At 57.9% G+C, this 12,418-nt stretch carries 9 protein-coding genes; 4 read left to right on the top strand and 5 right to left on the bottom strand.

From position 1 onward, the window contains the following. Nucleotides 1-45 precede the first annotated feature (45 nt). The 3 genes from NBV64_RS15445 to NBV64_RS15455 are packed head-to-tail and all read right to left on the bottom strand — an operon-like array spanning nt 46 to nt 3,977. On the bottom strand, nt 46-798 hold the full coding sequence (locus NBV64_RS15445; RefSeq protein WP_035273445.1) for an enoyl-CoA hydratase/isomerase family protein: 753 nt from the start codon (nt 796-798) through the stop codon (nt 46-48). 43 nt (nt 799-841) lie between these two features. Further along, nucleotides 842-2,944, bottom strand: coding sequence for an acetate--CoA ligase family protein (locus NBV64_RS15450; RefSeq protein WP_250756084.1), 2,103 nt, complete (start codon nt 2,942-2,944; stop codon nt 842-844). Between the two features lie 34 nt (nt 2,945-2,978). Beyond that, entirely contained in the window at nt 2,979-3,977 is a 999-nt protein-coding gene (locus NBV64_RS15455; RefSeq protein ID WP_250756085.1) for a Bug family tripartite tricarboxylate transporter substrate binding protein, read from the bottom strand. Nucleotides 3,978-4,318: 341 nt separating this feature from the next. On the opposite strand from NBV64_RS15455, the gene acuI reads away from it, so the two are divergent. Genes acuI through NBV64_RS15470 form a run of 3 tightly spaced genes read left to right on the top strand, consistent with a single transcriptional unit; the run spans nt 4,319 to nt 7,251 of the window. Next, nucleotides 4,319-5,305: an acrylyl-CoA reductase (NADPH) gene (acuI, locus tag NBV64_RS15460; protein WP_009460764.1), complete on the top strand. Its 987-nt coding sequence runs from the start codon at nt 4,319-4,321 to the stop codon at nt 5,303-5,305. A 45-nt stretch (nt 5,306-5,350) separates the two neighbouring features. After that, entirely contained in the window at nt 5,351-6,502 is a 1,152-nt protein-coding gene (locus tag NBV64_RS15465; RefSeq protein ID WP_035273440.1) for a CaiB/BaiF CoA transferase family protein, read from the top strand. Next, nucleotides 6,499-7,251, top strand: coding sequence for an enoyl-CoA hydratase/isomerase family protein (locus NBV64_RS15470; protein WP_009460760.1), 753 nt, complete (start codon nt 6,499-6,501; stop codon nt 7,249-7,251). Before NBV64_RS15465 ends, NBV64_RS15470 begins: the two co-directional genes overlap by 4 nt. A 117-nt stretch (nt 7,252-7,368) precedes the next feature. Here NBV64_RS15470 and NBV64_RS15475 read toward each other — a convergent pair whose 3' ends face one another. Then, complete coding sequence (locus NBV64_RS15475; protein WP_250756086.1) at nt 7,369-8,118, bottom strand: IclR family transcriptional regulator; 750 nt, start codon at nt 8,116-8,118, stop codon at nt 7,369-7,371. Between the two features lie 285 nt (nt 8,119-8,403). On the opposite strand from NBV64_RS15475, the gene NBV64_RS15480 reads away from it, so the two are divergent. Then, nucleotides 8,404-8,931 carry a DUF2478 domain-containing protein gene (locus NBV64_RS15480; protein WP_250756087.1) on the top strand — a complete coding sequence of 176 codons (528 nt, stop codon included), beginning with the start codon at nt 8,404-8,406 and terminating at the stop codon, nt 8,929-8,931. Between the two features lie 117 nt (nt 8,932-9,048). On the opposite strand, the gene NBV64_RS15485 is transcribed toward NBV64_RS15480, so the two are convergent. Continuing rightward, nucleotides 9,049-12,336, bottom strand: a complete 3,288-nt coding sequence (locus NBV64_RS15485; protein WP_250756088.1) for an autotransporter outer membrane beta-barrel domain-containing protein — start codon at nt 12,334-12,336, stop codon at nt 9,049-9,051. Between the last annotated feature and the right edge of the window lie 82 nt (nt 12,337-12,418).

The following is a 12,418-nucleotide window of genomic DNA, read 5'->3' on the forward strand; positions in this document are numbered from 1 at the left end:
CTCCATAGTTGACTGGGCCTTGCGGCCCAATTCGTGAATCAGTTCTTATTTGTTCAGATACACCGGGGCACGTTTTTCTTTGAACGCGTTCATCCCTTCCTTGGCATCATAACTATCCTCGATCGCTTTCAGTTGCCGCATGGTGCGCGCCATTTGCTCGGACGGGCCGCGCGTCAGCACTTCATTATTGATAAAGCGCTTCAAGGTTTGCAAAACACGCGGCGACATCTTGGCCAAGTCCTGCGCCATACGCACAGCAGCCTGGACTTGCTCGCCTACCGGCACCACTTCATTGGCAAAACCCAGATCGTAAGCACGGCGGGCTTCCAGCGTACGGCACAACAAGATCACTTCCATGGCGGCATGATGCGGAATGCGCGAGGCCAGGCCCGAGATGATGCCGCCAGTAAAGCCCAGCTTGGCTTCGGGGTAGGAGAACTTGGCGCTCTCGGACGCTACCAGCAAATCCGTCATCATGGCCATCACCAGGGCTCCACCCACACACCAACCACTAACGGCCGCAATAATGGGCTTGTCGGTTTCAAAGCCTACCGTGGGAATGGCGCGCCACAACTCGGGCCACTCATTAATATCCGCCCCGGCAGAAAAAGCATCATTGCCTGCCCCGGTCAGCACAGCTACGCGGCGTGTGGGGTCTTCGTCAAAGGCCAGAAACGCTTGCTGCAATTCCTTGACCACGGTAGCGCTCAAGGCATTGCGGCGATCGGGACGGTTGATCGTGAAGATTGAAACACCGTCATCATGGTTTTCTACAAGAATGCACTGATAATCCGACATGGTTTACTCCTCCTGGGTATTTTTCAAAGAATAGGTTTTGGTTTTATTCGCCTATGGACAGGCGGGCATCGACGGCGTGACAGCGGGTAGCCGCCACGATCAAGGGGTTGATATCCAATTCAAAGTTGGTGTCGCGCAAGTCGTGGGCCAGGAAGCTGACACGCACAATCGCATCGAGCACACCGTCACGATCCAGCATGCGTCCCCGGTACCCCTTCAGCAGCTTGTCGATCATCAAGGTAGATAAAAGTCGATCTGCATCAGCCAGGGTTAAAGGGGCCGCGGCAATCACCCGGTCCGACAGCATTTCCACCAGAATGCCGCCTGCACCAAACACCACGACCGGGCCAAACTGCGCATCCTGACGGGCGCCGATCAGCAGCTCCACATCCCCCTTGGCCATGGCCTGTACCAAAACGCCTTCCAGACGGGCATCTGCTTTATAGGCTTTGGCATTGGCGTAGAGCCGAGCAAAATCGCGTCGCAAGCTGGCGTCGTCGGCCACATCCAGCGCCACCCCACCCGCCTCGGTTTTATGGACGATGTCGGGAGACACAATCTTCATCACCACCGGATAGCCAATCTGCTCGGCCTGCACCACGGCCTGTTCCACGTCCTCGCACACCTGGCCCAGATTCACGGGCAGGCCGTAATGCGCCAGCAGACGTTTGGACTGATCTTCATTCAAAACACCGCGCGGCATGACCGTGGGCGCTTGGCAGGCACTGGGACGCAAGGCTTGCTGGCGCGGCACAAACTGACCGTGACGTTTCCAGGCGGACAAGGCCAGCGCTGCTTCCAGGCTGGAGCTGGCATACGCATGGCCATGCTGGGCCAGCTTCTGCCGCAAAGGCTCGGACGTTACGCCCGCATCAAACGCCACCATGACGGGCTTGGCCCAGTGCGGTTCGGGATGGATGATTTTTTCAATCAGGGCCGCCATCCACTCCTGCGGACACATGGAAGCCGTGATCAATACCGCGTCACTTTGCTGATCCTGCATCAAGGCATCCAAAGTAGCGCGGGCCACTTCGGTGGAGTCCTGCGTCAGACGCGCTCCCAGATCAACCGGGTTATCCGCCTGCCCTGCCGGGTAGTGGGCAGCCAGAGCCTGCTTGGTAGTAGCGGAAAAACTGGACAGTTCCACGCCATGCTCTGCCAAAGCATCTGCAGCCAAGGCCCCACCGCCACCCGAAGGCGTCACAATCGCGACTTTGGAGATCTTGTTGCAGGTAAAGCGCACCATGCTGTTTGCCAGCAAGAGCATGGCCCCCATATCGTCCATCAGGCTGATGCCTTCATCGCGACAGACACTGGCAAACACATCATGGTCGCCCGCTACGCTGGCGGTATGCGAAAAGGCGGCCGCCTTGCCCGCACTGGAGCGCCCTGCCTTGACGGCCAGCCAGGGCTTGCCCGCGGCCTGCGCCCGACGAGCTGTGCGACGCAAAGCCTGAGTATCTTTAATGCCCTCTATATAAGTACAGATCACTTGCGTCTTGGGATCATCAATCAGGAAATCCACAAAGTCGCACAGATCCAGGTCAGCCTGATTACCCACCGAAAAACCGTAGGTAAAGCCACCGCCCATCGCCCAGGCCCGATCAAAATAGGTAGTCATCAAGGCACCGCTTTGGCTGACAAAACCAATAGGCCGTTCCGGCAGGCTGTCTCTGTCCAGCACCGGCGAAGAGCACAGCACCAGACTGCGGCTGGGGCTGATCATACCCAGGCAATTGGGGCCGATCAGTCGCATGCCCGAGTCACGACAGATACGCAGCAAGGCCTGCTCGCGCTCCAGCCCGCGCTCGCCTGCATCAGCAAAGCCTGCGGAGATCACCAGCAAACCGCGTACCCCCATTTGGGCCGCAATCTGCGCCTGTTCCAGAACGGTATCGGCCCCCACCGTAAACACAGCCAGATCCGGAGCGCTATCCAGTGCAGCCAGACCGGGCACAGCGGGCAAACCAAACAAACTGCTGCGGCTGGGATTGATAGGCAGGACCTTGCCGCCATAACCGTGCTTGAGCAGCATACGGAACAGTCGCCCGCCAAACTTGGACTGATCTTCCGAGGCGCCGACCAAAGCTATGGATGCCGGGTCCAGCAAAGCGTCCAGCGTGCTGGCGCAAGTGACGGTTTCCATCACGTTTGTCTCCTGTTGGTGGTTCTGTGAGCGTTTAGTCATCGCTCATCTTGATGGTCTTGAGCAGCTCGCTGTAATAAGCCCGACTCTGCTCCAGATCCTTGGCATACGCATCGCCGTCTTTCCAGCTGGCACTGACACTAATGCGGTGGAAACGCTCTTGAGTCTGCGGCTCGGCCAGAATTTCTTCGGTAGCCTTGGCCAGCTTCTTCATGACATCGTCAGGGGTGCCAGCCGGCACCGCCAGCCCCCAGAACCCTTCAAAAGGCAGGGCCAGATCAAAACCGGCTTCTTTCGGTGTGGGCACATCCGGCAATTCGGGATGACGCACGCTGGCATAGGTCACCAGGGCTTTGGCCTTGCCGCTCTTCACCAGCTCCAGCCCGACTCCATCAATAAAGAAATCGATGTGATTGCCCATCAAGGCCGTCATGGTGTCTGCCGAGCCTTTGAACGGCACATGCAGCAAGTCCAGTTTCTCGGCGTTTTCCAGAATTTCTCCAGCCAGGTGACCGCCAGACGCAATACCTGCCGAACCATAGGTCAAGGTGCCGGGCTCCTTGCGGGCCAGCTCGACAAACTCTTTCAGGTTGGAGACCGGCAAATCATTGCGCACAGTCATGATGGGCAGGTAACCGGCCAGACTGCCTACAAAATCAAAGCCCTTGATCGGGTCATAAGGCACGTCGCGTATATAGGGCAGCACGGTAAAGGCGGTGCTGGTGGCCAGCAACAAGGTGTAGCCATCGGGTTTGGCGCGACCCACGATAGACGTGCCCAGTGAGGTGGTGCCGCCGGGCCGGTTTTCAATCACGATGGGAACGCCAAGCTTGACGCGCAGACGGTCGGCAAACAGACGCGCCAGATTGTCGCTGTTACCGCCTGGGGGATAGGGAACCACAAAGGTCACTTCACGGCTGGGATAGGTATCGGCCGCGATGGCCGCCGGGGCAGAAAAGCTGCTGACTGCCGCCAGTCCCGAGACCAGCACTGTGCGTAGAAGCCCTGTGCGCGAAAAAAAAGAACTGAACATGATCCTTGCCTCCTGTGTGAGAGTTTTTCTCTCTTTGTGTTCCAATATATAGAACGCTGTTCTTGTTTTTGATATTAAAAATGCCGTGAGAACGGCTTGAATACAACAGACAGCAACAACACAAGTAACTTAGGACAACGGTTCAAATAGTGGGATATTTGATTTCAGGTGTCAACTATTAAACCCCTTCGGGATTTCCCCAGTTCGATCATCTGGTCGCATTGGGCTTGACCGCAACGAGCTTCTGGATAAAATGAAAACACTGCTTTTCCATGTCAATTTGAAGAACGCTGTTCCAAATATCAGAACACAAACCCTTAACTGATCGAAGGAATTCACTCATGTTCTCTGCCATCGTCATCGACAAAACCGACGGCCAATACAAAGCCAGCCTGCAATCCCTGGACGAGTCCGCCCTGCCCGAAGGCCAGGTTACCGTCCGCATCGACTACTCCACCCTGAATTTCAAAGACGGCCTGGCCATGACGGGTAAATCCCCCGTAGTGCGCCAGTTCCCCATGGTGCCCGGCATCGACTTTGCTGGCACGGTGACCGACAGCAGCGACCCGAATTTCAAGTCCGGCCAGAAAGTGGTGCTCAATGGCTGGGGCTTGGGCGAAGTACATTGGGGTGGCCTGGCACAACAGGCACGCGTGAAAGGCGATTGGCTGATTCCCCTGCCTGAGGCCTTCTCTACCCAGCAAGCCATGATGATAGGCACCGCCGGCTATACCGCTGCCCTGTGCGTGCGTGCCTTGCAGCGCCAAGGCGTCACGCCGGACAAGGGCCCGATTCTGGTGACAGGTGCCGCGGGTGGCGTAGGCAGTGTCAGCGTGGCCCTGCTGCATGCCCTGGGCTACACCGTCATGGCCAGCACAGGCCGACCTCAGGAAGAAAGCTATCTGAAGGCGCTGGGCGCCAGCGAGATTGTGGACCGCAACACCTTGAGCGAACCGGGCAAGCCACTGGGCAAGGAGCGCTGGGCCGGAGCCATCGACAGCGTAGGCAGCCATACCCTGGCCAATGTCTGCGCAGGCACGCAATACCTGGGTGCAGTCGCCGCTTGCGGTCTGGCCCAGGGCATGGATTTCCCCGCTTCCGTGGCCCCCTTCATTCTGCGTGGTGTGCAATTGATTGGGGTGGACAGCGTCCATTGCCCCAAACCCGAGCGCCTGGCGGCCTGGGACTTGCTGGCCAAGCATTTGTCTATCGAAGCCCTGGAGCGCATCGGCGCCAGCACCATCACACTTTCCCAAGCCATTGATCAAGCCGGCCAGTTACTGGAAGGCAAGGTACGCGGCCGCATCGTGGTTGATGTGAACGCATAAGGCCCTGTCGGCCCCCATCTACCTATCATGCTCTGGAGCTGATTCATGGATACGACATTGCCCCTGAACGGGGTTCGGATACTGGAATTTTGCAATGTGGCCGCTGGCCCGTACTGCGGTATGTTGTTGGCCGATATGGGGGCTGACGTCATCAAGATCGAACACCCCAAAGGGGGTGACACCTTGCGAAGCTGGCCGCCCATCAACCAAGGATATAGCGAGAACTTTGCTTCGCTGAACCGCAACAAGCGCTCGGTAACGCTGGATCTGAAGAACCCCGAAGATGTAGCCAAGGCACGCCAACTGGTACTAGATGCAGACGTCTTGCTGGAAAACAATCGGCCCGGCGTCATGCAGCGCTTGGGGCTGGATTATGAAAGCCTTAAGGCCCTGAATCCCAGACTGCTGTACTGCTCAATTTCTGCCTACGGACAAAGCGGCCCCCGCTCGCAGGAAGGCGGTTTTGACCTGACGATTCAGGCCATGAGCGGCGTGATGAGCGTGACGGGCGAAGCAGGTGGAGCCCCCGTTAAATGCGGAGTTCCACTGGCGGACTTTGCGGCCGGTTTGTATGCGGCGTTTGCCATCAGTGCCGCCTTGCCTCAAGCCCGCGCCACCGGTCAGGGCGCACATATCGACGTGCCCATGCTGGGGACCACCCTGGCCATCGCCGCACTGCAAACCTCAGAGTATTTCGGCAGTGGTCGCGACCCGGACAAGCTGGGTTCCGCCCACCCACGCAATGCCCCCTACCAGGCGTTCCAGTGCAAAGGCGGTTACTTCGCCATGGCAGCGGGCAACGATGCGCTGTGGCGCTCCGTCTGTCAGGTTGTAGAACGCCCGGACCTGACCGAGGACGAGCGTTTCACCAGCACCACCCTGCGCGCCAAACATCAAGACGCCTTGCGTGAACTGCTGGAAGCCATTTTTGCGCAGCACGACTCCGAACATTGGCTGACGCAATTCCGTGCCCAAGGCGTACCCTGCAGTCCCATCAACCGCTATTCCGACGTGCTGCGAGACCCGCAGGTCGAGCACATGGAGTGGGTGCAAAACATTCGCCTGCCGGGCACAGACACCGAGACGCGCACCTTTGTCTCGCCCCTGCGTATCAATGGAGTGGGCTTGCCCGTCCGCATGGCCCCCCCGGCATTGGGCGAACATAACGACAGCATCTTGCACGGAGTTACCCCATGACAGAGCCGTATTGCAGCAGCAGTCCCGGCTTGATCGTGGACTGCGCGGGCAAAGTCTGGACACTGACGCTGAACCGGCCTGACAAGCGCAATGCCTTGTCGGCCGATCTGGTCGAAGCCTTGATCGCGGCCGTGCAGGCCGCGGAAAAGGCCCAGGCGGATCTGCTGATATTGCGCGGTGAAGGCCGCAATTTCAGTGCCGGTTTTGACTTCAGCGACTACGAGCAAGAAAGCGAGGGGGACCTGGTACTGCGCTTTATCCGCATTGAAACCCTCTTGCAGATGCTGGCCTATACGCCCTGCGCCACCCTGGCCCTGGCGCATGGGCAGAACTTTGGCGCAGGCGTGGACTTGATTGCCGTGTGCCGTCAGCGCATCGCCAGTGCCGACGCCCGCTTTCGCATGCCTGGACTGCAGTTTGGTCTGGCGTTGGGAACGGGCAGACTGGCTGCCCTGATCGGCGGCCAGCAGGCTCATCAACTTCTGGCAGGAAGCCAGATTTTTGATGCTGCCAAAGCGGAGCAACTGGGTTTTATTAACGGCATACAAGAACCCGATACATGGCCTGCTGTCATCGAGCAGGCTCAACAGACTGCGGGCTTGCTGGACGCCACCAGTCGTACCTATCTGCATCAGTTAACGGGCTGCCCACAACAAGCTGATCGGGATATGGCAGCCTTGGTACGCTCTGCTTCCGCACCCGGCCTCAAACAAAGAATTGCGGCCTTCCGGCAAGCCGCAAAATCTTAAACTTTCTTTCCTGAATGGAACTGCCCCCAAAAACTGGAGACGCATCCAGATTTTGGGGGCAATTGGCATCCGGGCGGCTTCTTGCAGCCAGGGCAAGCTGACTGGGGCTGTAGCAGCTTAACGGCCGCTATAGCCCAAACGGCGCGAGATCTGTGCCGCTGCCGTCATCAAGGTTTTACCGGCCTGAACCAGCCGGGCTTCCTCCAGACGTTCCGCAGGCCCGGAAATACCCAAAGCCGCCACCACCATTCCACGACTATCGTAAATAGGCGCAGCCGCCCCCACGACCTGCTCACGCCATTCGCCACGGTTAATGGCATAGCCCTGTTCACGCACCTGCTCCAACTCTCGGCGCAAATCACCAAACTTGACCAGACTGCGAGGCGTATAAGGCTTGAGGCGGTTCTTGACCAGATTCAAGGTGTCTTCACTGGCCCATGCCAGCATGGCCTTGCCGGTAGCCACACATTGCGCAGGCGAGCGACCACCCACCGTGGTGTAGGCGCGCACGGGCTGCGGGCTGTCTATCTTTTCGATATACAGCACCTCGACCCCGTCCAGCAACGACAAATGCACCGTCTCCTGGGTTTGCTCGGCCAGCTCTTTCATGAAAGACAAGGCTTCCACCCGCACATCCAGACGGTTGGCCAGGCCCGAGCCCAGCTCCCAGAGCTTCATGGTCAGCTCGTAGCGACCCGTATCTTCATTCTTGCGTGCAAAGCCCTGGTGAACCAGGGCCTGCAACAGGCGATGCACATTGCTTTTATTGAGCATCAATTGATTGGCCAGTTCGGTGACACCCGAACCGCGTTCGTGCTTGGCCAGGGCTTCCAGGAGCACCAGGCCCTTAACAAAAGTCTTGTCCAATCGAATATCCCATCAGTCACTAAAAGTGCATGAATTGTCTCATGGAACAGAACCACGCCATAGCCAGACAAGCCCGTATAGCAAAGCAGCAAGCGGCTTTCGCAACAGTTCCATCCGCTGTTCAAGCAGAAAGGCTTCGAGACTTGAACCTTAAACAACAAGCCTGCTACCCACCAAGGCCAAACACCGGCCAGCAGCACAGAGGTTTTTCCGCTTTCCAGCCCAGGCCAAATGCGTGTACAAAGAGCCTTGCCTTCTCTTTCTACTGCCCGGAGCCACACCCCGATGGACACCAATTCCCCGCCTCTTGCCCTTGCGGCCATCGTGCACGCAGGCAAAGGCAGTGCCGACGCCTTGCTACTGGAATTCGTGCAGGAATTGCGCGCGAAGAACTATCGCGTCTGTGGTCTGGTGCAAGGTCCGGAAATTCAGAAGGAAGGCCATAGCCTGCGCACGGTACAGGATCTGGACAAGGGTACGCTGTATCCCATTACCCAGAACCTGGGGTCGGAATCCACCGCCTGTTGCCTGGACATTGGTGCCTTGCTGGAAGCCAGCGCAGTACTGCGGCAGGCGCTGGAAAGCTCGGCTGATCTGGTGATTGTGAATCGCTTTGGAATCATGGAAGCGGACGGCCAAGGCTTCAACAACGAGATCCTGGCCTTGATCGACCAGGGCTACCCGGTGCTGACTGTTGTGGCCCACACCTACCTGCCTGCATGGCGTGAGTTTACAGGTGGCCTGGCGGTGGAACTGGAGCCGGAGCGTCAGGCACTGTGGGACTGGTTCGAGAACAGCCGCCAGGCCGCCTGAAGGCCTTCAACGGGGCTAGCGTGATCCAATTTACGGAGCTGCCAGAATCAATCCGGCAGTTCCCTATCAAATTATCATGGCTAACAAATAGCCCTTTAAAACCCCGGCTAACCCCGCCTAGAACGTCCAGTTCAGCGACACATTCCCCGAAATATCTGCCCGGCTATTGCCCAGCAAACGGGTCCCCGCCGATACCCCCAGACGCAAGCGCTCGGAGCTTTGCAGCGTCAATCCTGCGCGCAAGGCCAACGCATGATTGTCTACCCGTGCATAGCGACCATCAAAGCCCGTCTGTGGCGAGGCCTCAAACTGTGCGTACTGCGTCTGCTTGCGGCCCAGCAAAGCCTGCTCCCACGAAGCCGAAACCTCAGCCTTCAAACGACGGCCCTGTTTCAATTCCCAAGCCTGGCTAACAGCCAAGCCCAGCGACGCTTGCAAGGACTGGGCGCGGGTCGAATCCAGCTGCAAGCGGCTACCTGCATCACCCTCTTCACCTAAACCGGGGCGACTGTAACGCAGGTAATCCAGGGCCAGCACTGGACCTATGCTGCCTGCTTCACCCAAGGGCCAGTGATAGGCCGTCTGCACGCCTGCAGCGAAGGTATGGCCCGTCCAGTCAGATTTGGGATTGGCCTGATAATCAGAAAACGCAATGCGTCGGTTCAATTTACCCTGCTCCAGGCCCATACGGACTTGCGCCAAGCCTTTCCAGCCCTCACGAGCATCCGCACGGTACAAGGCATGCACACCGGCACCCAACCCCGTCAGCGTGCTCTTGGCCTGATAAGGGGCATCTATATTCAAGCTTTGCTCATTGGCAGTCGCATGGGCACCCCAACTCCAATCGCTGCCTGCAGCGCGATGTTCCGCACCGAACACGACACCATAAGTCTGGCTGCGGTGGTCTACATCATTGCTGCTTAACTGCCAGTGATAACGGCCACCAAAAGGCTGGATGAAAGTCTGCCAGCCATCCTTGCCCAGGCCAGGGCGCTGACGCAGTTGCTCGGACACCAACTGCTCGCGACGCAAGCTGGCCGCCAATTGAGCCCCATAAGCACCAGCACTTAACTGATTGAGTGCGTCACCAATCTCGCTGCCATCCGCTGCGGAGAAGTCCAAAGCCTGGTAGACAGAGGCCAAGGGACGCTGATTGTCAGTGGAGGCCTGCTCCAGACTGCGGCCTACGGCAGCCGCATTCGGATTAACTGCATAGGGCGAGTAAGCTGCTGCCTGACGGCTGACCGACCAGCCACCGTTATTCACGTGCACGCTCAGGCTGGGCGAATTCAGGCTGGCAGTCAGCAGATCAAAACCACCCTGGGTCTGTGTGGCCTGAAAGACCGTGTTCTGGCTCAAGGACCAGCCATCGGCATACCAGTCAGGCTGCAATTGCAGCTTCAATTCACCAGCCAGTTGAGCCAGACCTTGCACTTCAATCCGGTCATTCTGACGCGTGTCGGCTTCGATCAATACCCGGCCTTCAGGAGCCTGAACGAAATCGCCTTGAATCGTCATCTGACCAAAGGAGTTACCCGGGCTCAAGGTGCCGTGGTTACTGAAATTACCTTCCGGATTGATGGCGTAGCTGCTATTGCCGCTCAGCGTAGCGCCTGCATCCACACGCAGACCATGCAGTTGATGCTGGCCATTGAGCGAGCTTTCGCCCCCTGCAATCACCACGGCCAAGTTGTCCGCGCCCTGAATATTGCCGTCATAACGCAGGCGGAAATCAGGATCGGCCTCTAGCGTGGCACGCCCTTGCTCATCTGCTTTCTGCCCAAAATTCACATGGGTGACAAACAGCTCGCCGTTGCTTTGACGAGTGGAATAGTCAGACAGGATATCGCCCTGAATCCGGGCACCTTGCATGACGTTGATATTCTCAACCTGTGCATTGCTGGAAATCTGGATAGCGGCTTTCTTGCCCGACAAGAGACCGGCTAAATGGTAGTCCTTGATGAGTGCGCCCTGCAAAATCTGGGGCACATAGCCAAGCGGCTTGTTCTCCAACGGCGAGAACCATTGCCATGAACCATGATAACCATCCTGATTGCCCCTGGCGTTATTGCCAAAATCAAACAATGCCGCCACCCCGTCCTCACCCTGCGCACGCACTTCGCCCTGCTGCACGATCGTGTGATTACGGCCATAGCTGAACTGCAGACCACGCCCAACCCAGCCCTGGGCATGGATACGTGTAGAGGCCGGAATAATCAGTGTGTTTTCACTACCGTCCACCCGCACGCCTATACCGCCAGGGCCGGCGCCAAGCAAATCCGCCGCTTGGGTAATCGTATTGCGCTGGCCATAAATGTGCAGGCCCAGGCCCTGAGTCGCGGTGTTGTACTGCCCCGGCAGATACGCCGTACCCTCGGCATTACGGGCAAAGAAACCATTCTGATTGACCAGAGTGACGTCATCCCCGTAAACCGAATAACCATAGAAATTACGCCGGTCGATCTGCAAGCCCAGATCCTGCATCACCGCGATTTCAGCTTCTATGAAGTTGGTGTAATTGCGGTAACGTTGATGGCTCATCAAGCTGTTGCGCAACTCGCTGTGACTCATGTAATCCGTGTCTATACCGGCAGCAGGATTGTCATGAAAAGTCAGAATGCTGACCGGGACGCCGGGCATGGCATCACCCAACACCTCCTGCACATGCTGGCCGGTAAAGTAGCCCTGATCCTTGCGCAGATCGAAGGCCTGCGCATCATAGGGATGACTGCAAGGCGTACACAGAATGTTCTGCTCAGGGCGGGCCGGATTGCCATTGTCATCCCGCAAACCCGCCGCCCACCGATTCAGGAAAGGAGCAAACTGCGGTGTACCTGTGCCAGGCCCATTCCTGTCGGCAACCACATTCCCCAAACCCAGGGCATGCGCCAACTCGTGAAAAATGACCCCGTTATAGTCCGCCTGACCCGTCAAGGGTAATTGGCTGGGATTGACCGGGGCCGTATCAAAGGGCATCAGCCCGATATTGATAATCCCATGGGGGCTGTCGTAGTCCTCTGGCGACAAGGCATTGAACAGAGCGGCCTGCAGCATGGAAACCGCCACCGGATCACCCGCCATCAACCAGGGATCGCTGCTGGCAGAGGCACCGGGCGCCGCGAAGGTGCCCAGATGGACAACGCCGGGACGGTAATTCGGCGGCAGAATCAGGATTTCAGCCCAGCGCTCCAGCGCCGCACGAATCTTGCGGCGGCCGTTTTCGTCCACATCAAAGGCCGACGGCCCAATATTGCCATAAGGGCCATCCTGAGGGCCAAAGACCCGCAGTTCAAAGGCCGCTTCCCCTTTCTTGTTGTAGATAATTTCAGTCTGGTAGGCGTGGGCGCTGGCCGAAGCCGCTAGCAAGACACCAGCACTGAACAGGGTTTTCAAAATCGCGGACATGAGCTTGGGCTCCAGGCGTGGGCAATACACAAGACGTCCCATGTAGTAAACGCCCCAGGGACAACCTCCGAGCAAGCACATT

Origin of the sequence: Alcaligenes sp. DN25 (assembly GCF_023674485.1) — a bacterium.
GTDB classification, from domain to species: Bacteria; Pseudomonadota; Gammaproteobacteria; order Burkholderiales; family Burkholderiaceae_B; genus Alcaligenes; species Alcaligenes phenolicus.